This is a genomic window from Clostridium sp. FP2 (assembly GCF_011065955.2).
In the GTDB taxonomy this organism is placed as follows: domain Bacteria; phylum Bacillota; class Clostridia; order Clostridiales; family Clostridiaceae; genus Clostridium_AD; species Clostridium_AD tagluense.
In genome coordinates this window covers 4,860,130-4,885,515 of the sequence record NZ_JAAMNI020000001.1, presented here as the reverse complement: position 1 = coordinate 4,885,515, position 25,386 = coordinate 4,860,130, and the positions used below count along the sequence as shown (strand labels likewise).

The window sequence follows — 25,386 nt, the reverse complement described above, 5'->3', positions numbered from 1 at the left end:
TATGCTTGTGGTTAAATTAATAGAGCACACGCCCAATCCTGAGAAAATTGTAGCGGCAGCAGCTAAACTTTGTTATAGCCCCGTAGGTGTGGATGAAATACTAGAAAATTTAGATGAGGAAAAAACTGCGAAACTTTTGAATATGTTGATGACTTATGGACATCATTCACCAATAGAACATGTGAGCTTTACTTTTGCAATTGAAGGTATATCTAGAAGCTTGACACACCAATTGGTTAGACATAGGGTAGCGTCATATTCTCAACAAAGTCAGAGGTATGTAAAGCTTGAACAATTCGAATACATAATTCCGCCAGACATTGAGAAAAATGAAAGAGCAAAAAAAATTTTTATAGAGTCTATGAATCGTGTTCAAATAGAGTATAATCAGTTAGTGGAGATATTATGCAAGGATGAGTTAGAAAATCTTATAAAAGAGTATTTAAGTCACAAAAAATTAATTAATCCTGAAGAAATTGAGAAAAAACAATATATAATTCTTAAGGGAAAAGCAGAAAAAAAAGCTATTGAAGATGCAAGGTATGTGTTTCCAAATGCTTGTGCAACTAAAATAATAGTTACTATGAATGCTAGAGAATTGATTCATTTCTTTAATCAGAGATGTTGCACTAGAGCTCAGTGGGAAATACGCCAAATGGCAAAAATAATGCTTATGCAAGCAAGAAAAGTAGCACCTGTACTGTTCAAATATGCGGGACCGAGTTGTGTTAATGGACCATGTCCTGAAGGCAGTATGTCTTGTGGAAAAGTCATGGATATAAGAAAAGAATATGCAATTAAATAGATAAAGAAAGAAAGAGGTATTTAAAATGAGTGATAATAAGAAATATCAAGAAAACAAAGGCAGTAGAGGGGTTTCAAGTAGCAGAGAAGATAGAAGTGGAACAGCTTCTAAAAGATATAAGACCGGCGATGCAACTACAAAAGAAAACAAAGGGTTTTCAAGTGGTAAAGCAGGTTCAAAAGAAGGCAAAAGTTTTTCAAGTAGTAAATATGAAAAAAGACCAGCACCTTCAAGAAGATATAGAGGTGACGATGCAAGTTCAAAAGAAAGTCATGACGGAGTAGGTAACAGAGAAGATAAAAACAAAGTAAACAATAAAAGAAATAAACAAAGTGATGAGAATGTAGTAGAAAACAAGAAGTTTACTAAAGAGAGAACTGAAATAAATCCTAGAAATAATAATGCAAGTGGTGAAGCTGAACCCCAAATCTTGAGAGAAGATTTAATTGAAGGAAGAAATGCAGTTATAGAAGCATTAAAATCAGATAGAACTATAGAATATATTCTTATTGCCAAAGGTGATTTGGTAGGGTCTATAAGTGTAGTATTAGCATTAGCGAAAGAAAAGGGGATTGTTACCAAAGAAGTTGACAGAAGAAAGCTAGATGAAATGTCTCAAACTTCATCACATCAAGGAGTTATGGCAGTAGTAACACCTTATAAATATTTTGGATTAAATGACATATTTAAATATGCAGAGGAAAAAGGAGAAAAGCCCTTTATAATTATACTAGATGAAATTGAAGATCCTCATAACTTTGGATCTATAATAAGAACTGCAGAGGTATGTGGAGCTCACGGCATAATAATACCAAAGAGGAGAAATGTAGGAGCTACGCCAATAGTATATAAAACCTCAGCCGGTGCTATTGAACATGTAAAAATAGCAAAAGTAACTAATATAAATGCAGCCATAGAAGAAATCAAAGAACGTGGAGTCTGGGTTTATGGTGCCGATATGGAAGCCGAAAATTATATTTTTAATACGGATTTAACTGGTGCAGTAGCACTTGTTATTGGAAGTGAAGGTAGAGGTATTTCTAAACTTACAAAAGAAAAATGCGATGTTCTGGTAAAAATACCTATGGTTGGGAAAATAACCTCTTTGAACGCATCTGTTGCGGGTGGTATAATAATGTATGAAATTATGAAACAAAAAATAAAGTAATTCGTGAAAACATTTTTTGTTGATGGGTATAATGTTATTCATAGCTGGCCAAATCTTAAAAAGATTAAAGAGTTCAGCTATGAATCTTCCCGCCTTCAACTTATTGATACTCTTCAAAACTACTCGGAATTTAAAGGTTATAAAGTGTTTATAGTTTTTGATGCACATATGGTTAAAGGTAGCATTGAAAAAAAAGAAAAACAAGGAAATTTGTTTGTGGTTTTTACAAAAGAGGGTGAAACCGCAGACAATTATATTGAAAGAACCGTAAATAACATAGGACGAAAATCGGAAATATGCGTTGTTACATCAGACTCTTTAGTACAACAGGTTACGTTCCAAAGAGGCGCAATCAGAATGTCCTCTATTGAATTTTATTATGAAGTAATAAGTATTGAAAAAAAAATACAAATCAAGACAGAAAAAAAATATTTAGAAAAAAGAAATAGCTTAGAAGAGAGAATAGATGAAAAAACATTGGAGAAACTTGAGAAAATTCGAAGGAACCTTTGAATTGTCTTGACTATAGAAATTCTTCTAAGGTATAATCATCTATATGACACATGTTTGGTGTGGAGGGGATATTTGTTGGAGAAGATCGTTAGAGTAAGTGTGGACATTTCATGCTTTGAGGATAGGTTGGATGAAGAAGTAGTTATTGAAGCACAAAAGAGAAATGTTAGAGCGCAAGAATATTTAATTAATAAGTACAAAAATTTTGTTAAAGCTAAAGCTAAGTCATATTTTTTGATTGGTGCCGATAAGGAAGATATTTACCAAGAAGGAATGATAGGTCTCTATAAGGCTATTAGAGATTTTAAGGCGGATAGATTATCTTCTTTTAGAGCTTTTGCAGAAATTTGTGTTACAAGACAAATAATCACAGCGATAAAGACAGCAACTCGACAAAAACATATTCCTCTTAATACATATATCTCTTTAAACAAACCAATATATGATGAGGAATCAGACAGAACATTATTAGATGTGTTATCAGGTGCTAAAATTACTGATCCTGAAGAACTAGTTATAAGCCGTGAAGAAGTAATAAGCATTCAAAATGAAATTGGGCAAGTTCTTTCAGAATTAGAAATGGAAGTGTTAATGTCATACTTGGATGGTAAATCCTATCAAGAGATTGCTTGTGATTTAGACAGGCATGCCAAATCTATTGATAATGCTCTTCAAAGAGTAAAAAGAAAATTAGAGAAATGTCTAAGTAAAAGATAAAAATGTATTGACAAATTGGATAAACAATAGTAAAATTAATAACTGGTGTATAGCTTTTAGTTGTACGTCAGCGGGAGTAGCTCAGTGGTAGAGCACCAGCTTCCCAAGCTGGGTGTCGCGGGTTCAATACCCGTTTCCCGCTCCAAAATTAAGTGCCCATATAGCTCAGTCGGCAGAGCGTCACCTTGGTAAGGTGGAGGTCACCGGTTCAATCCCGGTTATGGGCTCCATAATTATTAAGGTCTTAAAACACACTAGGATAAGTTTACTTGCACTAAAGTGTAATTATTTAAATAAGGAGGAATATAAAATGGCAAAAGCAAAATTTGAAAGAACTAAACCTCATGTAAACATTGGAACAATAGGACACGTAGATCACGGCAAGACAACATTAACGGCAGCAATAACAGCGGTACTTGCAACTAAGGGTTTAGCACAAGCATCTAAGTTTGACCAAATTGACAAAGCACCAGAGGAAAGAGAAAGAGGGATTACAATCAACACCGCGCATGTTGAGTATGAAACAGTAAATAGACATTATGCACACGTTGATTGCCCAGGACATGCAGATTATGTAAAGAACATGATTACTGGAGCCGCACAAATGGACGGAGCAATCCTAGTTGTTAGTGCAGCAGATGGTCCAATGCCTCAAACAAGAGAGCATATACTACTTGCAAGCAGAGTTGGAGTAGGATATATAGTAGTATTCTTAAACAAAGCAGATATGGTAGATGATCCAGAATTATTAGAACTTGTTGAAATGGAAGTAAGAGAACTATTAAGTGAGTATGACTTCCCAGGTGATGATATTCCAATAGTAACAGGATCAGCATTAAAAGCATTAGAAAATCCAACAGACGAAGAAGCATCAAAATGCATATTCGAATTAATGGAAGCTGTAGATACTTATATCCCAACACCAACAAGAGCAACAGATAAACCATTCTTAATGCCAGTAGAAGATGTATTCACAATTACAGGTAGAGGAACAGTTGCTACAGGAAGAGTTGAAACTGGTATACTTAAGGTTGGAGAAGAAGTAGAGATCGTTGGACTTAGCGAAGATAAAAGAAAAGTTGTATGTACTGGAGTTGAGATGTTTAGAAAGCTTCTAGACCAAGCAATGGCAGGAGACAACATCGGAGCATTATTAAGAGGAGTACAAAGAACTGATATTCAAAGAGGTCAAGTACTTTCAAAACCAGGTTCAATACATCCACATGATAAATTTGTAGGTCAAGTATATGTACTTAAAAAAGAAGAAGGCGGAAGACATACTCCATTCTTCGACGGATATAGACCACAATTTTACTTCAGAACAACTGATGTAACTGGATCAATCAAATTACCAGATGGAATGGAAATGGTAATGCCAGGAGATCACATAGATATGAATGTTGAATTAATTACTCAAGTAGCAATGGATGAAGGACTAAGATTTGCTATTAGAGAAGGCGGAAGAACAGTAGGTTCAGGCGTTGTTACTTCAATAGTTAAATAATACAAAAAAACAAGACACAATTATAATTAGATATAAACTAGGGCTAAGTTTTAGGCTTAGTTCCTAGAAAATAAAAATGAATGTTAAATTGTAGGTAAAAGGAACGTTTAATGAAAAAACACCTTGAACTAATCCATTGACATATCTATTAAGTTGTGATAAATTGTTTAAGTAAAATAAAAAATACAAAAGATAGCATAATGCTTATTTTGCATTGGCTTTCTTCAATAGATGGAAAACCGGGAGGTGTAGATTGTGAGAGTAAAAGTAACCTTAGCATGTACTGATTGCAAACAGAGAAATTACAATACAATGAAAAACAAAAAAAATAACCCAGACAGAATAGAAATGAAAAAATACTGTAAGTTCTGCCACAAACATACACTTCATAAAGAGACAAAATAATACAGCATAAAACACAAAACGTTGGGGGATGTGAATGAAATGGCTGTTAATGGTAACATTAAAGTAAAAGAAAAATCAACCCAAAAAGGAATAGTTAAGTTTTTCAAGGACCTTAAGGCAGAAGTGAAAAGAATAACTTGGCCTTCAAAAAAAGACATTCAAAAGGCAACTATTGCGGTGGCAAGTTTTTCTTTTATTTTTGTAATCTTTGTGGGTTTGTTGGATTCTGGTTTTAATAACCTCTATAAACTAATCTTTAAATAAGGTAAAAAAAGGAGGTAGGGGACGGAGTACTCCACCCTTTAAGTTATGGCAGATAAAGCTAAATGGTATGTTGTACATACATATTCTGGTTATGAAAATAAAGTTAAAGCCAACCTAGAAAAAGCAATTGAAAATAGAAATCTTGAGGAATATGTACATGACATTCAAGTTCCTATGGAAGAAGTAGTTGAAGTAAAGGATGGAAAGAAAAAAATAACTTTTAAAAAAGTGTTTCCAGGTTATGTAATGGTTAAAATGCTTATGACAGATGAATCATGGTATATAGTTAGAAATACTAGAGGTGTAACAGGGTTCGTAGGACCAGGTTCTAAGCCGGTGGCTCTTACTGAAGATGAAGTCAGAACTATGGGGATAGCAGAAAAAGTAATAGTTGTTGACTACGAAGTTGGTGAGAACATTCAGGTGATATTTGGACCTTTAGAAGGATTTGTTGCATTAATACAAGAAATTCATTTGGATAAGCAGAAAGTTAAAGCACTTATTAATATGTTTGGCAGAGAAACACCTGTTGAGCTAGAATTTAATCAAATACAAAAATTAGACTAGGTACTAAGTGGGAGGATTTTAATCCGCATTACCACAATATAGGAGGTATAAACTCATGGCTAAGAAAATAACAGGAATGATAAAACTTCAACTTCCTGCAGGAAAAGCAACACCAGCACCACCGGTTGGTCCAGCACTTGGACAACACGGGGTTAATATTATGGGATTCTGTAAAGAATTCAACGCAAAAACTGCTGATCAACCAGGAATGATAATACCAGTAGTAATAACAGTATATCAAGATAGATCTTTTAGTTTCATATTAAAAACTCCGCCAGCAGCTATACTATTAAAGAAAGCAGTTGGACTTGAAAGTGGTTCAGGAGTTCCAAACAAAACTAAAATTGCAACAGTTTCTAAAGCTAAAGTAAGAGAAATAGCAGAACTTAAGATGCCGGATTTAAATGCAGCATCAATTGAAGCTGCTATGAGCATGATAGCTGGAACAGCAAGAAGTATGGGAATAGTTGTAGAAGAATAAAATTCTATAAATTACGTGGGAGGTAAAAACCGTTATAACCACGAAGGAGGATACTAATATGGGAAAAAATTACATAGAGAGTTCAAAGCTTGTAGATAAAACAGCTCTATATACACCAACAGAAGCTATGGAAATTGCGGTGAAAACTGCTAAGGCTAAATTTGATGAAACTATCGAGCTTGCTGTAAGTCTTGGTGTTGATCCAAGACATGCAGATCAACAAGTTAGAGGAGCAGTAGTGCTTCCTCATGGAACAGGTAAAACAGTTAGAGTTCTAGTTTTTGCTAAAGGCGAAAAAGCTAAAGAAGCAGAACTTGCAGGCGCTGACTTTGTTGGAAATGATGAGTTAGTTGATAAAATCCAAAAAGAAAATTGGTTTGAGTTTGATGTAGTTGTTGCTACACCAGATATGATGGGTGTTGTTGGTAAATTAGGTAGAGTGTTAGGACCTAAAGGATTAATGCCGAATCCAAAGTCAGGAACAGTAACATTTGATGTTACTAGAGCAATAAATGAAATAAAAGCTGGTAAAGTTGAGTATAGAGTTGATAAAACTTCTATAATCCATGTACCACTTGGAAAAGCATCTTTTGGCGCTGAAAAATTAGTTCAAAACTTCCATGCTTTAATGGAAGCAGTAGTTAAAGCTAAACCAGCAGCAGCAAAAGGACAATACTTAAAGTCAGTATCAGTTTCTAGTACAATGGGACCTGGAATAAAAGTTAATCAATCTAAAGTATTAGATTAGTATTGACAAGTTGACTTAAGCATGGTACAATTCACAAAGTAAAATAGATAATATTCCGTAGATAGTAGGTGCGAAAGCGTAAAAGACAACATACCTACCGAGGATTCCAATAAATGTACTTTTGTACGGATATTAGGTCTCTTCGTGTCTACGGAGAGATCTTATTTTTTATAAAGCAGTTAAAAACTGTGAGGAGGTGCATACACAGTGTTAAGCAATAATAGACAATTAAAAGAAGCTAAAGTAGCAGAAATAAAAGAAAAATTAGAAAAAGCTCAAGGTGTAGTACTTAGCCAATATCAAGGTCTAAATGTAGAAGATGATACGCTACTAAGAAAAAACCTTAGAGAAGCTGGAGTGGAATATAAAGTTTATAAAAACACACTAGTTATTCTAGCAGCTAGAGAATTAGGAATTGAAGGTATAGTAACACACCTAAAAGGTTCTATTTCAATAGCGTTCGGATATGAAGAACCAACAGTTGCAGCTAGAATTTTAAATGAATTTGCAAAAACTCATAAGAAATTAGAGCTTAAAGCAGCTATAATCCAAGGAGAAATATTTGATGCTGCTCAAGTTAATCAATTGGCATCAATACCACCAAGAAATGTTCTTATTGCAAAATTACTTGGAAGCTTCAAAGCTCCAATATCAAATCTTGCATACGTATTGAACTCAATTAAAGAACAAAAAGAATTAGCAGAGTAATTTTAAAATTATTAGGCTGAAACAAATAGTTTTGATTGATTCAAACTATTAAGAAAAATAAAATATATATATGAAAAAAATTCGGAGGTGCATTTATAATGACAAGAGAAGAAATTATTCAAGCTGTAAAAGATATGAGTGTTTTAGAATTAAACGAATTGGTAAAAGCTTGCGAAGAGGAATTTGGCGTAAGTGCTGCAGCACCAGTTGCAGCTGCAGGAGCTGCTACAGCTTCTGCTGAAGAAAAAACTGAATTTGATGTAATTTTAACTAGTGCTGGCCCTAACAAAATTAAAGTTATTAAAATTGTTAGAGAATTAACAGGACTTGGATTAAAAGAAGCTAAAGATATAGTTGATGGAGCTCCTAAAACAATTAAAGAAGCTGTAAACAAAGAAGATGCTGAATCTATAAAAGCTAAACTTGAAGAAGTTGGCGGCGGAGTAGAAATAAAATAATTTTATTATAAAATGAGGGTACTTTTTATTAAGAGTGCCCTTTTTTTGAAATGTTATGTTGACATAGAAATATAATTATGATAATATAGCATAATGCACTGGAAATTAGTAGTTTATCATTAAAAAAAATGTAATTACTGATAAAAGTGAATTAAATTAACAAAAATGGTTATAATAACATGATGAAAATGTGTGAATCCAGAAACACAAAGTCCTAGGGGAAGGTGTGTTTTTGGTTATTTTAGTTTATACAAGGGGTGAAAGCTGATGGTACATCCTGTCCAATTAGGTAAAAGAACAAGAATGAGTTTTTCAAAAATAAGAGAAGTAACTGATATGCCGAATTTAATTGAAATACAGTTAGACTCTTATAATTGGTTTTTAAAAGAAGGACTTCAAGAGGTTTTTGACGATATAAATCCTATTCAGGATTATACAGGAAATCTTGTTCTAGAGTTTGTAGGATACAAACTTGATACAGATAATATCAAGTATTCGGAAGAACAATGTAAAGAAAGAGATACAACATACGCAGCTCCTCTAAAAGTTAAAGTTAGATTGCGTAATAATGAAACTGGTGAAATCAAAGAGCAAGAAGTCTTTATGGGAGATTTCCCACTTATGACACCTCAAGGAACATTTGTTATTAATGGAGCGGAAAGAGTTATAGTAAGTCAATTAGTTAGATCTCCAGGGGTTTACTACAATTATTCTGTTGATAAAACAGGAAAAAAACTTTACTCCTCAACAGTAATTCCAAATAGGGGAGCATGGCTTGAGTATGAAACAGATTCTAATGATATTGTTTATATTAGAATTGACAAGACAAGAAAACTGCCTATAAGTATTTTGGCTAGAGCTATGATGGATAATGGTAGTGATTTAGACTTACATGAATTATTAGGTGAGGAAGAAAGACTAACAGCAACCATAGAAAAAGACAATACAAAAACAAGAGAAGAAGCGCTGATAGAAATATATAAGAGGCTAAGACCAGGCGAACCACCTACAGTGGATAGTGCGGTATCTCTTATTGATTCATTATTCTTTGATGCAAAAAGATATGATTTATCAAGAGTTGGTAGATACAAGTTTAATAAGAAGTTATCAATTAATCACAGAATTGCAAACCAAATTGCTGCTGAGAATATTGTTAACCCTATAACTGGTGAAGTTATAGTTGAAAAAGATGAAAAAATAGACAGAGAAACTGCTCTAGACATTCAAAACTTGGGAATCAATGTAGTAGATCTTCAAGTAGAGGATAAAGTGATAAGAGTTATAGGAAATAACTTTGTCAACATTAATAAAGTAGTTAAATTTGATATATCTGATCTTAATATTAGGGAAATGGTTCACTATCCAACCTTAAAAGGAATATTAGATAATTTCAGCGACGAAGAAGCAATTAAAGAGCAAATTAAAATTAATAAAAGTAGATTAATACCAAAACATATAATTAAAGATGATATGTATGCTACAGTGAGCTACGAGTTAGGACTAACTTATGATATCGGTTATATTGATGATATTGATCATTTAGGAAATAGAAGAATTAGATCTGTAGGAGAACTTTTACAGAATCAATTTAGAATAGGATTATCTAGAATGGAACGAGTTGTAAAAGAAAGAATGACAATTCAGGACCAAGAAGGAATAACACCTCAAGCACTTATAAATATCAGGCCAGTAGCTGCAGCTATAAAAGAATTTTTTGGAAGTTCACAACTTTCTCAATTCATGGATCAAACAAATCCATTATCAGAACTTACCAATAAAAGAAGATTATCTGCACTAGGACCAGGTGGACTTTCAAGAGAGAGAGCAGGGTTTGAAGTTAGAGACGTTCATTACTCCCATTATGGTAGAATGTGTCCTATAGAAACTCCAGAAGGACCCAACATAGGACTTATTAACTCTCTTGCTAGTTATGCTAAAGTAAATGAATATGGTTTTATTGAAACACCATATAGGGTTGTTGATAAGAAAACATTAGTAGTTACAAAAAAGATTATTTATATGACTGCAGATGAAGAAGATTTATATTTAGTAGCACAGGCAAGTGAACCAATTGGTGAAGATGGTACTTTCGTAGATAAAAAAGTAACTGTAAGAGCTAAGCAGGAAGTAATGGTTGTTCCAAAAGAAGAAGTAGATCTTATGGATATATCACCAAGGCAAATAGTTTCTGTTGCTACAGCAATGATTCCTTTTCTTGAAAATGATGATGCCAGTCGTGCTCTAATGGGTTCTAACATGCAACGTCAAGCAGTACCACTATTAAAATCTCAAGCGCCATTTGTTGGTACAGGGATAGAATACAGAGCAGCAGTAGATTCAGGTGTTCTTCCAAAGGCTAAAAATGCAGGTGTAGTTGAGTATGTAAGTGCAAATGAAATTAAGGTAAGAAGAGACTCAGATAATGAGCTAGATACTTATAAAATTCTTAAGTTTAAGAGATCCAATCAAGGTACATGTATAAATCAAAGACCTATAGTTAATAAAGGTGAAAAAGTTGGAGTAAACACAGTACTTGCAGATGGACCTTCAACGGACCTTGGAGAAATAGCTTTAGGTAAGAACATTCGTATTGGGTTTGTAACTTGGGAAGGCTATAACTATGAGGATGCAATGTTAATATCTGAAGAACTTGTTCGCGATGATATATTTACTTCAGTTCATATTGAAGAATACGAATCAGAAGCAAGAGACACGAAACTAGGACCAGAAGAAATAACTAGAGACATTCCTAATGTCGGCGAAGATGCACTTAAAGACATAGATGAGGGCGGAATAATAAGAATAGGTGCTGAAGTAAGATCTGGAGATATCCTAGTTGGAAAAGTAACGCCTAAGGGAGAGACAGAACTTACAGCAGAGGAAAGATTATTAAGAGCGATATTTGGTGAAAAGGCAAGAGAAGTAAGAGATACATCACTTAGAGTGCCACATGGCGAAGCTGGAATAATAGTTGACGTTAAAGTGTTCACTAGAGAAAATGGTGATGAACTTCCACCAGGTGTAAATGAACTAGTTAGATGTTATATAGCTCAAAAAAGAAAGATATCTGTAGGAGATAAGATGGCAGGAAGACATGGTAATAAAGGGGTTATCTCTAGAGTATTACCTGTAGAAGATATGCCGTTTTTACCTGATGGAAGGCCACTTCAAATATGCTTAAATCCGCTTGGGGTTCCTTCACGTATGAATATAGGCCAGGTATTAGAAGTCCATTTAGGTTGGGCAGCTAGTGAACTTGGTTGGCATATTGCAACACCAGTATTTGATGGTGCTCTTGAGGAAGAAATTGAAGCATGTCTGGAAAAAGCAGGATACCATGCAGATGGAAAAACTGACTTATATGATGGAAGAACAGGAGAAGCATTTGATAGCAGAGTTACTGTTGGATATATGTACATCTTAAAACTACATCATTTGGTTGATGATAAAATACATGCTAGGTCAACAGGTCCATATTCTCTAGTAACTCAGCAACCATTAGGTGGTAAAGCTCAGTTTGGTGGCCAAAGATTTGGAGAAATGGAAGTTTGGGCACTAGAAGCCTATGGTTCAGCTCATACTCTGCAAGAAATTTTAACAGTTAAATCTGATGATGTTGTAGGTAGAGTTAAAACTTATGAAGCGATAGTTAAAGGCGAAAATATTCCAGAGCCAGGCGTGCCTGAATCCTTTAAAGTTCTTATAAAAGAACTACAAGCGTTATGTTTGAACGTTAAAGTTCTTACTGACGATTTAGAAGAAATCAAACTGAAAGAATCAGTTGATGATGAAATTGAAGAATTAAATTTAAATGTTAACATAGAAGGATCAGAAGATATAATTCCTGAGGCACCAACGGAAGAGTACATTGAACTTATCGATGATGACGAAGAAGTAGACGTTGATATAAATTACGATGAAATACCCTTAGAAGAATTTGGTGAGGACTTAGAATTAAATGATTTTAATGATGAACATTAATATGAAGGGAGGATGTACCCTTGTTTGAATTTAATAATTTCGATGCTATTCAAATAGGATTAGCATCACCGGAACAAATCAGAGAATGGTCAAAAGGTGAAGTTAAAAAACCTGAGACTATAAACTATAGAACTTTAAAACCTGAAAGAGATGGACTTTTTTGCGAAAGAATATTTGGTCCAATTAAAGATTGGGAATGTCACTGTGGGAAATATAAGAGAGTAAGATATAAGGGAATAGTTTGTGATAGATGTGGCGTTGAAGTTACAAAATCTAAAGTAAGACGTGAAAGAATGGGGCATATTGAACTTGCTGCCCCAGTTTCTCACATTTGGTATTTTAAAGGAATACCATCTCGTATGGGACTTATTTTAGATATGTCACCTAGATCTCTAGAAAAAATTCTTTATTTTGCTTCTTATGTAGTATTGGATCCGAAAGAAACATCACTACTAAAGAAACAAATCCTTAGTGAAAAAGAATATAGAGAAGCTATTGATAAGTTTGGCAATGATAGTTTTGTAGCTGGTATGGGTGCAGAATCTGTAAAAGTACTGTTACAAGATATAAACTTAGAAGAGTTATCTAAGGAATTAAAAGAAGACTTAAAAACAAGCACAGGACAAAAGAGAATTAGAAGTATAAGAAGACTGGATGTGTCAGAATCCTTCAGAAAATCTAAAAATAAACCTGAGTGGATAATAATTGATGTAATCCCAGTAATACCTCCTGATTTAAGACCAATGGTACAATTAGATGGAGGAAGATTTGCTACTTCTGATTTAAATGATTTGTATAGAAGAGTAATAAACAGAAACAATAGATTGAAAAAGCTTCTAGATTTGGGAGCTCCAGATATAATTGTTAGAAATGAAAAAAGAATGCTTCAAGAAGCTGTAGATGCATTAATTGATAATGGAAGAAGAGGAAGGCCAGTTACAGGACCAGGGAATAGACCTTTAAAATCTCTATCTGACATGTTAAAAGGAAAACAAGGAAGATTCAGACAAAACTTACTTGGAAAACGTGTTGATTACTCAGGCCGTTCAGTTATAGTTGTTGGACCAGAACTGCAAATGTATCAATGTGGTCTTCCGAAAGAAATGGCTTTAGAATTATTTAAGCCTTTTGTTATGAAAAAGCTAGTTGGAAGTGGAGTAGCTCATAATATTAAGAGTGCTAAGCGAATGGTAGAGAGGGTTATGCCTCAAGTATGGGATGTACTTGAAGAAGTAATATCCGACCATCCAGTATTATTAAATCGTGCCCCTACACTTCATAGATTAGGTATTCAGGCTTTCCAACCTGTACTTGTAGAAGGTAGAGCTATTAAACTGCATCCACTTGTATGTACAGCTTACAATGCTGACTTTGACGGAGATCAAATGGCGGTACACGTACCTCTATCTGTTGAAGCTCAAGCTGAAGCAAGGTTCTTAATGCTTGCTGCACATAATATCATGAAACCTTCAGATGGTAAACCAGTTTGCGTACCTACTCAAGATATGGTGTTAGGTGCATATTACTTAACTATTGATAAAGATGGTGCTAAAGGTGAGGGAAGAGCATTCTCATCACCAGATGAAGTAATAATGGCTTATTCAGTAAAGGATATTGATATCCATGCTAAAATTAAAGTTAAGATGACTGGAGTAGTTGATGGTATTAGTATAACTTCTGTTATAGAAACTACACCAGGAAAATTAATCTTTAATGAAACGATACCTCAGGATTTAGGATTTATTGATAGAAGCATACCTGGAAATGAATTGAAGTTTGAGATAGATTTCTTGGTAAGTAAAAAAAATCTTGGTAGTATTATAGATAAATGCTACTTAAAATATGGCCCTTCAGAAACTTCTAAAATGCTAGATAAAATAAAGGCTACAGGATATCACTATTCAACGATTGGAGCAATTACGGTTGCTACATCAGATATGGTGGTTCCAGAGGCTAAAAAGGCATTACTTGCAGATGCAGATGCAACTGTAGAAAAAATAGAGAAGATGTATCGAAGAGGGTTTATATCTGAGGAAGAAAGATATGAAAGAGTAATTGAAAAATGGACTAAGACTACAGAAGATGTAGCAAATGCACTAATGGATAGTTTGGATAAATTTAATCCAATATTCATGATGGCAGATTCGGGTGCCAGAGGATCTAAGAGTCAGATCAAACAATTAGCAGGTATGAGAGGCCTTATGGCTAATCCATCTGGTAAGATTATCGAGTTACCTATTAGAGCCTCTTTTAGAGATGGGCTAGATGTATTAGAATACTTTATCTCAACTCATGGAGCTAGAAAAGGTAACGCAGATACAGCACTTAAGACAGCCGATTCAGGGTATTTAACAAGAAGACTTGTTGATGTATGTCAGGATGTTATAGTTAGACATGAAGATTGTGGTACAACTGAAGGTTTTGAAGTTTCAGAGATTTGTGATGGAAGTGAAGTAATTGAACAGTTAGTTGAGAGACTTACTGGAAGATATACTGCAGAAGACATTATTCATCCAAAAACGGGAGAGATAATAGTACCGAAAGATGAATACATGAATATTACACTGGCAGAAGCAGTTCAAAAGTCTGGTGTAAAAAAAGTTATGATTAGATCAGTATTTACATGTAAAGCTAAAATTGGTGTTTGTGCACACTGTTATGGAATGAATATGGCAACTTCACAAAAGATTAATATTGGAGAAGCCGTAGGCATAATTGCAGCTCAATCCATAGGAGAACCGGGAACACAACTTACAATGAGAACATTCCATACAGGTGGAGTAGCGGGATCAGATATAACTCAAGGTCTTCCAAGAGTTGAGGAATTATTTGAAGCTAGAAAACCAAAGGGTCTTGCAATAGTAAGTGATGTATGTGGTTCAGTTAAAATGGAAGATACTAAGAAAAAGAGAGTTGTAATTGTAATTTCTGATTCAGGAGAAGAGTTTAGTTATGACATACCATTTGGATCAAGGTTAAAAGTTGCAAATGGCGATAAAATTGAAGCTGGAGATGAGATAATTGAGGGATCAGTTAACCCACATGATATCTTAAGAATCAAAGGCGTTAATGGAGTTAAAAATTATCTTTCATCTGAAGTTCAGAAAGTTTATAGACTTCAAGGTGTTGATATCAATGATAAACATTTAGAAGTTGTTGTAAGACAGATGACAAGAAAAGTAAAAGTTGAGGAGTCTGGCGATACTGAGCTACTTCCAGGAAATTTAGTAGATATCTTTGCATTTGAAGATGCTAATGCTAAGATTGAATCTGAAGGCGGAGTACCTGCTGAGGGAAAAATATCTCTATTGGGTATTACTAAAGCAGCACTTGCAACAGAATCATTCTTATCAGCGGCTTCATTCCAAGAAACTACAAGAGTACTTACTGATGCAGCAATTAAAGGTAAAATTGATCCATTGCTGGGATTAAAAGAAAATGTAATAATTGGTAAGCTAATACCTGCTGGTACTGGAATGACAAGATATAGAACAATAAAGATCAATACTGAAGATGATGAGAAGGTAGAAATTGAAAATGATTTAGAAGTATAAGCTATAACTAGTTGACAGGGTGATGCTAAAATGATAAAATACACCTTGTGTGTGACTTTAATCGAGTAGATATATCACAAATAGATATATCTTGCGATTTAAATTATGAGGAGGGATAGACATGGTAGGTAAACTTGTAGGTCAGAGGGTCGTTGGAATTAAACAAACCCTAAAAGCATTAAAGAATAACCAGGGTAAAATTTTATATATAGCCAAAGATGCTGATACTAATATTACTGATCCTATTTTAAAACTAGCCAAAGTTAATTCCCTACAAATAATATTTGTAGACACAATGAAGGAACTAGGGAATCTTTGTGACATAGATGTTGCATCAGCAACAGCATTGCTTCTAGAAGATTAAATTAATGCTAGCAACTAAATAATATAGATATATCCATGCGGTAACATGGCCTTGAGTTATGTTACAGTGCATTGATATAAATGAACATGAGCTTATAAAAATAAGGAGGTGAAAACATGCCAACTATTAACCAATTAGTAAGAAAAGGCAGAAAGACATTAGTAACAAAGTCAGCTTCACCAGCATTAAAAGAGTGTCCACAAAAAAGAGGCGTTTGTACAGTAGTTAAAACAACAACACCTAAAAAGCCGAACTCTGCATTAAGAAAAGTAGCAAGAGTTAGACTTACAAATGGATACGAAGTTACTGCTTATATACCAGGTGTAGGCCACAACTTACAAGAACACAGTGTTGTACTTATAAGAGGTGGAAAAGTTAAAGATTTACCAGGAGTTAGATATCACATCATCAGAGGGACATTAGACTCAGCTGGAGTTGCTAACAGACTACAAAGTAGATCTAAATACGGGACTAAAAGACCAAAGCAAAAAAAATAATGCTTTGAGTTGGGGTGCAATGTCTTCAGCATTTATATATATGATAATTTTATTTACATACATTTGCGAAGTACAGAGCGCTTTGCGGTAGAGATACTGAGTACCTATGAGCTAATTTAAATTGTTAAGGAGGGAAGAAAAGTGCCAAGAAAAGGATATATTGCGAAAAGAGATGTATTACCAGATCCTATGTACAATAGCAAAGTCGTTACAAAGTTAATAAACAATGTAATGGAAGATGGAAAAAGAGGAGTAGCACAAAAAATATGCTATGAGGCTTTTGACATAATTAAAGAAAAAACAGGTAAAGATCCATTAGAGGTGTTTGAAACGGCATTAACTAACATTATGCCATTACTCGAAGTAAAAGCTAGAAGAATAGGTGGAGCTAATTATCAAGTGCCTATCGAAGTTAGACCTGAGAGAAGACAAACATTGGGATTAAGATGGTTACTTATTGCTACAGATAAAAGAGGCGAGAAGTATGCAAGAGAAAAACTTGCTAATGAATTAATGGAAGCTTCAAACAATACTGGAGCAGCAGTGAAGAAAAGAGAAGATACTCATAAAATGGCTGAAGCTAACAAGGCTTTTGCTCATTACAGATATTAATATCAAAACTGTTTTGGCTTTGCCAAGACAGTTTTGTCAAATTTAAAATCACTGATTGAGAGGAGGAACAAATAAGTGGGTAGAGAATATACTTTGGATAAATTCCGTAATATAGGTATTATGGCTCATATTGATGCTGGTAAAACAACAACTACTGAGCGTATATTATTCTATACAGGAAAAACGCATAAGATTGGCGAAGTTCATGATGGCGGAGCTACAATGGATTGGATGGTTCAAGAACAAGAAAGAGGTATAACAATAACTTCTGCGGCTACAACTTGTTTTTGGAAAGGTCATAATATAAATATTATTGATACACCAGGGCACGTAGATTTTACAGTTGAGGTTGAAAGATCTTTAAGAGTTCTTGATGGTGCAGTTTCTGTATTCTGTGCAAAAGGTGGAGTTGAACCACAATCTGAAACAGTGTGGAGACAAGCTACTAAATACAAAGTTCCAAGAATGGCATATGTTAACAAAATGGATATAATGGGTGCAGATTTCTATAGAGTTGTTGGGATGATGAGAGAAAGACTTAATGCTAATGCAGTTCCAATACAACTTCCAATAGGAAAAGAAGATGTTTTCCTAGGTATTATAGATTTAATTAGAAATGTTGCAGAAGTTTATAAAGATGATTTAGGAACAGAAATAGAAGAAATAGAAATTCCAGAAGATATGAAAGAATTAACACAAGAATATAGAGCAGCTATGGTTGAAGCAATAGCTGAACTAGATGAAGAGCTTATGATGAAATATCTTGATGGTGAAGAAATAACAGAAGAAGAATTAAAAGCAGCATTAAGAAAAGGTGTAATTAACAATGAGATAGTGCCTGTAATTTGTGGATCTTCATACAAAAATAAAGGTGTTCAAATGATGATAGATGCGGTTATAGATTATATGCCGTCACCACTTGACATACCAGCTATTAAAGGCCAGGATGTTGATGATGGAACAGAAATGGAAAGACACCCAAGTGATGATGAGCCAATGGCAGCATTAGCATTCAAAATTGCTACAGATCCTTTTGTTGGTAGACTTTGTTTTGCAAGAATTTATTCTGGCATAATGAAAACTGGTACATATGTATTAAATGCTAACAAAGGTAAAAAAGAAAGAGTTGGTAGACTAGTTAAAATGCATGCTAATCATAGAGAAGAAGTTGATGAATTACGTGCAGGTGAATTAGGTGCGATAATCGGACTGAAAAATACAACCACTGGAGAAACATTATGTGATGAAGATCATCCAATATTGTTTGAAACCATGGATTTTCCAGATCCAGTTATTCATGTAGCTATTGAGCCAAAAACAAAAGCAGGGCAAGAAAGAATGGGTATGTCTCTTGCAAAGCTTTCTGAAGAAGATCCTACTTTTAAAACTCATACTGATCAAGAAACAGGCCAAACAATAATTGGTGGTATGGGCGAACTTCATCTTGAAATAATCGTTGATAGACTTCAAAGAGAATTTAAAGTTGAATGTAATGTAGGTAAACCACAAGTAGCTTATAAAGAAACAATACGTAAAGCAGTTAAAGCAGAAGGTAAATACATTAAACAATCAGGTGGACGTGGACAATACGGACATTGTTGGATAGAGTTAATACCAACTAGCGAACCTTATTCCTTTGAAAATGCTACTGTTGGTGGATCTATTCCAAAAGAATTTATATCTCCAATAGAGAACGGAATTAAGGAAGCATCAAAGAATGGTATTCTTGGTGGATACCCAGTTCTTAACTTCAAAGTTAAAGTTGTCGATGGATCATACCATGATGTTGACTCTAACGAAATGGCATTTAAGGTTGCTGGATCTATGGCATTCAAGAATGCTATGGCTAAAGCAGACCCAGTACTCTTAGAACCAGTAATGAAGGTTGAAGTAACTGTACCAGAAGAATACATGGGAGACGTTATGGGTGACCTTAATTCAAGAAGAGGTAGAATAGAAGGAATGGAAGCTCAATCAGGTGCTCAAGTTATTAGAGCAATGGTTCCATTATCAGAAATGTTTGGATATTCTACAACACTTAGATCAAGAACTCAAGGTAGAGGAGTATACAGTATGGAATTTGCTGCATATGAGCCAGTTCCAAAGGGTATTCAAGAACAAGTTATAGAAAACAAACAATAATTTAAATATAAGATAATATGTAAATATAAGGAGGAATACAAAATGGCAAAAGCAAAATTTGAAAGAACCAAACCGCATGTAAACATTGGAACAATAGGACACGTAGATCACGGCAAGACAACATTAACAGCAGCAATAACAGCAGTACTTGCAACTAAGGGCTTAGCACAAGCATCTAAGTTTGACCAAATTGACAAAGCACCAGAGGAAAGAGAAAGAGGAATTACAATCAATACTGCACATGTTGAGTATGAAACAGTAAATAGACATTATGCACACGTTGATTGCCCAGGACATGCAGATTATGTAAAGAACATGATCACAGGAGCAGCACAAATGGACGGAGCAATCCTAGTTGTTAGTGCAGCAGATGGTCCAATGCCTCAAACAAGAGAGCATATACTACTTGCAAGCAGAGTTGGAGTAGGATATATAGTAGTATTCTTAAACAAAGCAGATATGGTAGATGATCCAGAATTATTAGAACTTGTTGAAATGGAAGTAAGAGAACTATTAAGTGAGTATGACTTCCCAGGTGATGATATTCCAATAGTAACAGGATCAGCATTAAAAGCATTAGAAAATCCAACAGACGAAGAAGCATCAAAATGCATATTCGAATTAATGGAAGCTGTAGATACTTATATCCCAACACCAACAAGAGCAACAGATAAACCATTCTTAATGCCAGTAGAAGATGTATTCACAATTACAGGTAGAGGAACAGTTGCTACAGGAAGAGTTGAAACTGGTATACTTAAGGTTGGAGAAGAAGTAGAGATCGTTGGACTTAGCGAAGATAAAAGAAAAGTTGTATGTACTGGAGTTGAGATGTTTAGAAAGCTTCTAGACCAAGCAATGGCAGGAGACAACATCGGAGCATTATTAAGAGGAGTACAAAGAACTGATATTCAAAGAGGTCAAGTACTTTCAAAACCAGGTTCAATACATCCACATGATAAATTTGTAGGTCAAGTATATGTACTTAAAAAAGAAGAAGGCGGAAGACATACTCCATTCTTCGACGGATATAGACCACAATTTTACTTCAGAACAACTGATGTAACTGGATCAATCAAATTACCAGATGGAATGGAAATGGTAATGCCAGGAGATCACATAGATATGAATGTTGAATTAATTACTCAAGTAGCAATGGATGAAGGACTAAGATTTGCTATTAGAGAAGGCGGAAGAACAGTAGGTTCAGGCGTTGTTACTTCAATAGTTAAATAATAATTTCAAAGTATATATAACTATCAATTGATGAAGATTTATAATAATAAAAGCTTTTATTATTAAGGAGAAGAGGACGCTCTTCTCCTTTTAAATACCATAAAACATATGTAGAAATATAATCAGAAATCACCAATGCAAAAATTATAAAATAATAGTGAAAAAATACTTGTCAAAGCAAAAAATATGTTGTATACTTTAGTAGTTGTATTGTGGTAACAGCGATGAGGTAAGAGGTTGCCGGACTTCCGGGTTATTCTTCACCGAGCATGTCCTGATCTTGAATCGGGCGACGGGGTTCCTGCGATTGTTCCATGCATTTATTGCATGCAACACCCGGAACAGTTTACAGAACATCCGCTGTTGCACGTAAGAAGTAAAGCGTGCGATGAAAAGGAGGGAATATTAATGATTAAACAAAAAATTAGAATCAGATTAAAGGCTTTTGATCACAATATCTTAGATCAATCAGCTGAGAAGATTGTTCAGACAGCTAAAAGTACAGGAGCTAAAGTAGCTGGTCCAGTACCACTACCTACAGAAAAAGACGTAATTACAGTGTTAAGAGCTCCACACAAATACAAAGATTCAAGAGAACAATTTGAAATAAGAACTCATAAAAGACTAATAGATATAATTAGTCCATCACCTAAAACTGTTGATGCTCTAATGAGACTCGACTTACCAGCTGGTGTTGATATCGAAATAAAACTATAAGCGTATAAGTGTAATTCACTATGCGTAAGTAATAGATAACTATTACTAACTATTATGATCACTTTGTGGTCCGCTAATAAGTAGGAGGTGTATTTTCATGAAAAAAGCAATAATGGGTAAAAAACTTGGTATGACTCAAATATTTGATGAAAATAGAAGAGTTGTTCCAGTAACAGTTGTTGAAGCAGGTCCATGTGTTGTTATTCAAAAGAAAACTATCGAAAATGATGGTTACAATGCAATTAAAGTTGGTTTTGGAGACATAAGAGAGAAATTAGTTAACAAACCAATGCAAGGACAATTTGCTAAAGCAGGAACATCTTTAAAAAGATTCGTGAAAGAATTTAGAATGGAAGATATAAGTGCTTATGAAGTAGGTCAAGAATTTAAAGCAGATATATTTGCTGCTGGAGATAGAATTGACGTATCAGGAATTTCTAAAGGAAAAGGATTCCAAGGTGTAATTAAGAGATGGAATGCATCTAGAGGACCAATGAGTCACGGTTCTAAATTCCATAGAGCAGTTGGATCAATGGGAGCATCTTCCGATCCATCAAAAACATTTAAAAATAAACATATGCCAGGACACATGGGTAATGTTAATACAACAGTAATAAACCTTGAAATAGTTAAAGTAATGCCTGAAAAGAACATTATATTAATTAAAGGTGGTATACCGGGTCCAAACAAAGGCACAGTTGTAATAAGAAATGCTGTTAAAGCGTAATTTTAAAAGGAAGGAGGATGCAGAATGCTTACATTAGATTTATTTAATAAACAAGCACAAAAAATTGGAGATATTCAACTTAATGAAAGTATATTCGGAGTTGAAATCAACATGAATGCTATGCACCAAGTTGTAGTAGCACAATTAGCAAACAAAAGACAAGGAACTCAATCAGCTAAAACAAGAGCTGAAGTTCGAGGCGGTGGAATAAAGCCTTGGAGACAAAAGGGAACTGGTAGAGCAAGACAAGGTTCGATTAGAGCGCCACAATGGATACATGGTGGTATAGTATTTGCTCCAAAGCCAAGAGATTACCGTATGTCAGTACCGAAGTCAATGAGAAGAGTTGCTTTCAAATCAGCTTTATCAGCTAAAGTAGCTGAAAATGAAATGATAGTTATAGATAGTTTAGAATTTGATTCACCAAAAACTAAAGCAATGTTAGAGATTTTAACCGCTTTTGGAACTAAAAAAACTTTAATAGTTGTTGAAAAATCAAATGAAAATGTCTATAAATCAGCAAGAAACATACCTGGAGTGCAAGTATCCCCAGTAAATAACTTAAATGTTTATGATATATTGAAGTATGAAAAATTCATAGTTACAAAGGATGCTGTATCTAAAATTGAGGAGGTGTATATATAATGAAGCTAACTAGCCATGATATTATAAGAAAACCGATAATTACTGAAAAAAGTATGGCTGTAATGGCTGATAAAAAATACACCTTTATAGTTGACATTCATGCCAATAAAACTCAAGTTAAAAAAGCAGTAGAAGAAGTATTTGGAGTCAAAGTTGAAAATGTAAGAACTCTAAGAAACATGGGTAAAACTAAGAGAGTTGGAGTTCACGTTGGAAAAAGAGCTGACTTTAAAAAAGCTATTGTTACTTTAACAACAGAAAGCAAGACAATTGAGTTTTTTGATGGAATGTAATTATTAAGCAGGTATTGGCAGAGGCCAGATAAGCGAAGAAAAAGGAGGGAAATCAAATGGCGATTAAGAAATTTAGACCAACCACACCTTCAAGAAGAAATATGACTATGGCTGATTTTGCAGAAATAACTACAGATAAGCCACTAAAATCACTTCTTGTAAGTCAAAAAAGATCAGGTGGTAGAAATAATCAAGGTAAAATAACTGTTCGTCACCGTGGTGGTGGAGCAAAACAAGCATACAGACTAATAGATTTCAAAAGAACTAAAGATGGTATTCCAGCAAAAGTTTCCACAATTGAGTATGATCCAAATAGATCTGCTTACATAGCTCTTGTTGTATATGCTGATGGTGAAAAAAGATACATAATCGCTCCAGTAGGATTAAAAGTTGGAGATGTAATTGTATCAGGTGCTGATTCTGACATAAAAGTTGGAAATACACTTCCAATAAGCAACATACCATTAGGTTCTACAATTCATAATATAGAACTTCAGGTTGGAAAAGGTGCTCAGCTTGTAAGATCAGCAGGTTCTTCAGCGCAACTTATGGCTAAAGAAGGAGAGTATGCTCAAGTAAGACTTCCAAGTGGAGAAGTGAGATATATAAGATTAAACTGTAGAGCTACTATAGGAACAGTTTCTAATGTAACTCATGATATTGTTAACATAGGTAAAGCAGGAAGAAAAAGACATTTAGGTTTCAGACCTACAGTCAGAGGTTCTGTAATGAATCCTAACGATCATCCACACGGTGGTGGAGAAGGTAAGTCACCAGTAGGTCACGCTAGTCCGATGACTCCTTGGGGTAAACCGGCACTGGGATATAAAACTAGAAAAACTAAAAAATACTCTGACAAGTTTATTGTTAAGGGAAAAAATAAGAAATAGTTTGGGGAGGATTTTATTTCTCTTCGAATCTATGGTTAAGTTTTATGAAGGGAGGCCACAAAGGTGAGTAGATCAGTTAAAAAAGGACCGTTTATACAAGAAATTCTGTTAAGCAGAATAAATGAAATGAACAAAACTGGCGAGAAGAAAGTTATAAAAACTTGGTCAAGAGCTTCTACTATTTTTCCACAAATGATAGGTCATACTATTGCTGTACATGATGGAAGAAAGCACGTACCAGTTTATGTTTTAGAAGATATGGTAGGACATAAATTAGGAGAATTCGCTCTAACTAGAACATTCAAAGGACACATTGACAAGGAAAAAACAAGTAGAGTAAGATAGTGTCGGAAGGAGGAAACAATCAATGGAGGCTAAAGCTATAGCTAAATATGTGCGAACGTCCTCAATGAAAATCGGGATTGTTCTTGATTTAATAAGAGGTAAAAATGTAAATGAGGCTTTTGCTATATTACAATATACTTCCAAAAATGCAGCTGATGTAGTAACTAAAGTTCTAAAATCAGCTGTAGCAAATGCAGAAAATAATTTAAACTTAGATGTTAGTAGATTATATGTTAATAATGCCTATGCATGTCAAGGTCCAACACTTAAGAGATTTAGACCACGTGCACAAGGAAGAGCTTATAGAATAAGAAAAAGATCTAGCCATGTAACTATAACAGTTACAGAAAGATTATAAGAAGGAGGGATATAACTTGGGACAAAAAGTAAATCCACACGGCTTTAGAGTTGGTGTAATAAAAGATTGGAATTCTAAATGGTACGCAGATAAAAAGAATTTTGCAGATAATCTTGTTGAAGATTTTAAGATTAGAGAATTCTTAAAAAGCAAACTCTATACAGCTGGAATTTCTAAAATCGAAATCGAAAGAGCTGCTAAAAGAGTTAAAATCAACATAAACACTGCTAAACCAGGAATGGTTATCGGTAGAGGCGGTTCTGGAATTGAAGTTATAAAGCAAGACATGAAAAAAATTATAACAGATAAGAATGTTTTAATTAATATCGTGGAAGTAAAGCAAGCAGAAAACAATGCTCAATTAATGGCAGAAAGTGTTGCGTCTCAATTAGAAAAGAGAATTTCTTTTAGAAGGGCAATGAAACAAACAATTCAAAGAGCTATGAGAACTGGTGTTAAGGGAGTTAAAACTGCATGTGCAGGAAGACTTGGCGGAGCGGAAATAGCTAGAACAGAACACTATCATGAAGGTACAATTCCATGCCAAACATTGAGAGCTGATATAGATTATGGATTTGCAGAAGCAAATACTGTATATGGAAAAATTGGCGTAAAGGTTTGGGTATATAGAGGTGAGGTTCTTCCTACAAAGAAAATCGTTAAGGAAGAAGTAAACGCATAGAAGTG

At 34.4% G+C, this 25,386-nt stretch carries 27 protein-coding genes, 2 tRNA genes and 1 other annotated feature; all 29 genes read left to right on the top strand.

Annotated features, from left to right (window positions below; all coding sequences use genetic code 11):
• The first annotated feature begins 1 nt into the window (after position 1).
• The 29 genes from thyX to rpsC all read left to right on the top strand — a co-directional run bounded on the left by thyX (position 2) and on the right by rpsC (position 25,381).
• Positions 2-805 carry an FAD-dependent thymidylate synthase gene (thyX, locus tag G9F71_RS23065; RefSeq protein ID WP_125002821.1) on the top strand — a complete coding sequence of 268 codons (804 nt, stop codon included), beginning with the start codon at positions 2-4 and terminating at the stop codon, positions 803-805.
• A 382-nt stretch (positions 806-1,187) separates the two neighbouring features.
• Complete coding sequence (rlmB, locus tag G9F71_RS23060) at positions 1,188-1,973, top strand: 23S rRNA (guanosine(2251)-2'-O)-methyltransferase RlmB (RefSeq protein ID WP_224626749.1); 786 nt, start codon at positions 1,188-1,190, stop codon at positions 1,971-1,973.
• 3 nt (positions 1,974-1,976) lie between these two features.
• Positions 1,977-2,486, top strand: a complete 510-nt coding sequence (locus G9F71_RS23055) for an NYN domain-containing protein (protein WP_164952307.1) — start codon at positions 1,977-1,979, stop codon at positions 2,484-2,486.
• Positions 2,487-2,561: 75 nt separating this feature from the next.
• The gene (sigH, locus tag G9F71_RS23050) at positions 2,562-3,203 is read left to right on the top strand and encodes an RNA polymerase sporulation sigma factor SigH (RefSeq protein ID WP_125002826.1); all 642 of its coding nucleotides are present in this window, start codon (positions 2,562-2,564) and stop codon (positions 3,201-3,203) included.
• A 70-nt stretch (positions 3,204-3,273) separates the two neighbouring features.
• Positions 3,274-3,348 (top strand) — tRNA-Gly (locus tag G9F71_RS23045).
• Positions 3,349-3,357: 9 nt separating this feature from the next.
• Positions 3,358-3,433: transfer RNA gene (locus G9F71_RS23040), tRNA-Thr, on the top strand.
• A gap of 80 nt (positions 3,434-3,513) precedes the next feature.
• Positions 3,514-4,707, top strand: coding sequence for an elongation factor Tu (tuf, locus tag G9F71_RS23035; RefSeq protein ID WP_216276048.1), 1,194 nt, complete (start codon positions 3,514-3,516; stop codon positions 4,705-4,707).
• A gap of 255 nt (positions 4,708-4,962) precedes the next feature.
• Positions 4,963-5,112: a 50S ribosomal protein L33 gene (gene rpmG / locus G9F71_RS23030; protein WP_125002828.1), complete on the top strand. Its 150-nt coding sequence runs from the start codon at positions 4,963-4,965 to the stop codon at positions 5,110-5,112.
• A gap of 39 nt (positions 5,113-5,151) precedes the next feature.
• On the top strand, positions 5,152-5,376 hold the full coding sequence (secE, locus tag G9F71_RS23025; RefSeq protein WP_164947752.1) for a preprotein translocase subunit SecE: 225 nt from the start codon (positions 5,152-5,154) through the stop codon (positions 5,374-5,376).
• A 45-nt stretch (positions 5,377-5,421) separates the two neighbouring features.
• Entirely contained in the window at positions 5,422-5,943 is a 522-nt protein-coding gene (nusG, locus tag G9F71_RS23020; RefSeq protein WP_125002832.1) for a transcription termination/antitermination protein NusG, read from the top strand.
• A gap of 55 nt (positions 5,944-5,998) precedes the next feature.
• The gene (gene rplK, locus G9F71_RS23015) at positions 5,999-6,424 is read left to right on the top strand and encodes a 50S ribosomal protein L11 (RefSeq protein ID WP_125002834.1); all 426 of its coding nucleotides are present in this window, start codon (positions 5,999-6,001) and stop codon (positions 6,422-6,424) included.
• Positions 6,425-6,482: 58 nt separating this feature from the next.
• A complete protein-coding gene (gene rplA / locus G9F71_RS23010) occupies positions 6,483-7,172 on the top strand; it encodes a 50S ribosomal protein L1 (protein ID WP_125002836.1) in 690 nt (229 codons plus the stop codon).
• Between the two features lie 37 nt (positions 7,173-7,209).
• Positions 7,210-7,346: a sequence feature (ribosomal protein L10 leader region), on the top strand.
• 33 nt (positions 7,347-7,379) lie between these two features.
• Positions 7,380-7,880 carry a 50S ribosomal protein L10 gene (gene rplJ, locus G9F71_RS23005; protein ID WP_125002838.1) on the top strand — a complete coding sequence of 167 codons (501 nt, stop codon included), beginning with the start codon at positions 7,380-7,382 and terminating at the stop codon, positions 7,878-7,880.
• Positions 7,881-7,978: 98 nt separating this feature from the next.
• Positions 7,979-8,338, top strand: a complete 360-nt coding sequence (gene rplL / locus G9F71_RS23000; RefSeq protein ID WP_125002840.1) for a 50S ribosomal protein L7/L12 — start codon at positions 7,979-7,981, stop codon at positions 8,336-8,338.
• A gap of 267 nt (positions 8,339-8,605) precedes the next feature.
• On the top strand, positions 8,606-12,319 hold the full coding sequence (gene rpoB, locus G9F71_RS22995; RefSeq protein WP_164952447.1) for a DNA-directed RNA polymerase subunit beta: 3,714 nt from the start codon (positions 8,606-8,608) through the stop codon (positions 12,317-12,319).
• Positions 12,320-12,339: 20 nt separating this feature from the next.
• On the top strand, positions 12,340-15,873 hold the full coding sequence (rpoC, locus tag G9F71_RS22990; protein WP_125002844.1) for a DNA-directed RNA polymerase subunit beta': 3,534 nt from the start codon (positions 12,340-12,342) through the stop codon (positions 15,871-15,873).
• Positions 15,874-15,994: 121 nt separating this feature from the next.
• Positions 15,995-16,237 carry a ribosomal L7Ae/L30e/S12e/Gadd45 family protein gene (locus tag G9F71_RS22985; protein WP_164952446.1) on the top strand — a complete coding sequence of 81 codons (243 nt, stop codon included), beginning with the start codon at positions 15,995-15,997 and terminating at the stop codon, positions 16,235-16,237.
• A 116-nt stretch (positions 16,238-16,353) separates the two neighbouring features.
• The gene (gene rpsL / locus G9F71_RS22980; RefSeq protein WP_125002848.1) at positions 16,354-16,734 is read left to right on the top strand and encodes a 30S ribosomal protein S12; all 381 of its coding nucleotides are present in this window, start codon (positions 16,354-16,356) and stop codon (positions 16,732-16,734) included.
• A 141-nt stretch (positions 16,735-16,875) separates the two neighbouring features.
• Positions 16,876-17,346 (top strand): 30S ribosomal protein S7, encoded by a 471-nt coding sequence (gene rpsG, locus G9F71_RS22975; protein WP_125002850.1) that lies wholly within the window; start codon positions 16,876-16,878, stop codon positions 17,344-17,346.
• Between the two features lie 75 nt (positions 17,347-17,421).
• Entirely contained in the window at positions 17,422-19,488 is a 2,067-nt protein-coding gene (gene fusA / locus G9F71_RS22970; protein ID WP_164952445.1) for an elongation factor G, read from the top strand.
• A gap of 42 nt (positions 19,489-19,530) precedes the next feature.
• Positions 19,531-20,724: an elongation factor Tu gene (tuf, locus tag G9F71_RS22965; protein ID WP_216276048.1), complete on the top strand. Its 1,194-nt coding sequence runs from the start codon at positions 19,531-19,533 to the stop codon at positions 20,722-20,724.
• A gap of 408 nt (positions 20,725-21,132) precedes the next feature.
• Positions 21,133-21,441 (top strand): 30S ribosomal protein S10, encoded by a 309-nt coding sequence (gene rpsJ / locus G9F71_RS22960; protein WP_071614633.1) that lies wholly within the window; start codon positions 21,133-21,135, stop codon positions 21,439-21,441.
• 97 nt (positions 21,442-21,538) lie between these two features.
• Positions 21,539-22,168, top strand: coding sequence for a 50S ribosomal protein L3 (rplC, locus tag G9F71_RS22955; RefSeq protein ID WP_125002856.1), 630 nt, complete (start codon positions 21,539-21,541; stop codon positions 22,166-22,168).
• Positions 22,169-22,192: 24 nt separating this feature from the next.
• Positions 22,193-22,813: a 50S ribosomal protein L4 gene (gene rplD, locus G9F71_RS22950; protein WP_125002858.1), complete on the top strand. Its 621-nt coding sequence runs from the start codon at positions 22,193-22,195 to the stop codon at positions 22,811-22,813.
• Positions 22,813-23,106: a 50S ribosomal protein L23 gene (gene rplW / locus G9F71_RS22945; RefSeq protein ID WP_125002859.1), complete on the top strand. Its 294-nt coding sequence runs from the start codon at positions 22,813-22,815 to the stop codon at positions 23,104-23,106. The genes rplD and rplW overlap by 1 nt, the downstream gene beginning before the upstream one ends.
• 56 nt (positions 23,107-23,162) lie before the next feature.
• Positions 23,163-23,996 (top strand): 50S ribosomal protein L2, encoded by an 834-nt coding sequence (rplB, locus tag G9F71_RS22940; RefSeq protein WP_125002861.1) that lies wholly within the window; start codon positions 23,163-23,165, stop codon positions 23,994-23,996.
• Positions 23,997-24,059: 63 nt separating this feature from the next.
• Complete coding sequence (gene rpsS, locus G9F71_RS22935) at positions 24,060-24,341, top strand: 30S ribosomal protein S19 (RefSeq protein WP_125002863.1); 282 nt, start codon at positions 24,060-24,062, stop codon at positions 24,339-24,341.
• Positions 24,342-24,363: 22 nt separating this feature from the next.
• Complete coding sequence (gene rplV / locus G9F71_RS22930) at positions 24,364-24,699, top strand: 50S ribosomal protein L22 (protein ID WP_125002865.1); 336 nt, start codon at positions 24,364-24,366, stop codon at positions 24,697-24,699.
• A gap of 16 nt (positions 24,700-24,715) precedes the next feature.
• Entirely contained in the window at positions 24,716-25,381 is a 666-nt protein-coding gene (gene rpsC, locus G9F71_RS22925) for a 30S ribosomal protein S3 (RefSeq protein ID WP_125002867.1), read from the top strand.
• The last annotated feature ends 5 nt before the right edge of the window (positions 25,382-25,386 follow it).

Coding starts and splice junctions, on each gene's coding strand:
- thyX (WP_125002821.1), top strand. CDS start 2: ATGCTTGTGGTTAAATTAATAGAGCACACGCCCAATCCTGAGAAAATT.
- tuf (WP_216276048.1), top strand. CDS start 3,514: ATGGCAAAAGCAAAATTTGAAAGAACTAAACCTCATGTAAACATTGGA.
- secE (WP_164947752.1), top strand. CDS start 5,152: ATGGCTGTTAATGGTAACATTAAAGTAAAAGAAAAATCAACCCAAAAA.
- nusG (WP_125002832.1), top strand. CDS start 5,422: ATGGCAGATAAAGCTAAATGGTATGTTGTACATACATATTCTGGTTAT.
- rplK (WP_125002834.1), top strand. CDS start 5,999: ATGGCTAAGAAAATAACAGGAATGATAAAACTTCAACTTCCTGCAGGA.
- rplA (WP_125002836.1), top strand. CDS start 6,483: ATGGGAAAAAATTACATAGAGAGTTCAAAGCTTGTAGATAAAACAGCT.
- rplL (WP_125002840.1), top strand. CDS start 7,979: ATGACAAGAGAAGAAATTATTCAAGCTGTAAAAGATATGAGTGTTTTA.
- rpoB (WP_164952447.1), top strand. CDS start 8,606: ATGGTACATCCTGTCCAATTAGGTAAAAGAACAAGAATGAGTTTTTCA.
- G9F71_RS22985 (WP_164952446.1), top strand. CDS start 15,995: ATGGTAGGTAAACTTGTAGGTCAGAGGGTCGTTGGAATTAAACAAACC.
- rpsL (WP_125002848.1), top strand. CDS start 16,354: ATGCCAACTATTAACCAATTAGTAAGAAAAGGCAGAAAGACATTAGTA.
- tuf (WP_216276048.1), top strand. CDS start 19,531: ATGGCAAAAGCAAAATTTGAAAGAACCAAACCGCATGTAAACATTGGA.
- rpsJ (WP_071614633.1), top strand. CDS start 21,133: ATGATTAAACAAAAAATTAGAATCAGATTAAAGGCTTTTGATCACAAT.
- rplC (WP_125002856.1), top strand. CDS start 21,539: ATGAAAAAAGCAATAATGGGTAAAAAACTTGGTATGACTCAAATATTT.
- rplD (WP_125002858.1), top strand. CDS start 22,193: ATGCTTACATTAGATTTATTTAATAAACAAGCACAAAAAATTGGAGAT.
- rplW (WP_125002859.1), top strand. CDS start 22,813: ATGAAGCTAACTAGCCATGATATTATAAGAAAACCGATAATTACTGAA.
- rplB (WP_125002861.1), top strand. CDS start 23,163: ATGGCGATTAAGAAATTTAGACCAACCACACCTTCAAGAAGAAATATG.
- rplV (WP_125002865.1), top strand. CDS start 24,364: ATGGAGGCTAAAGCTATAGCTAAATATGTGCGAACGTCCTCAATGAAA.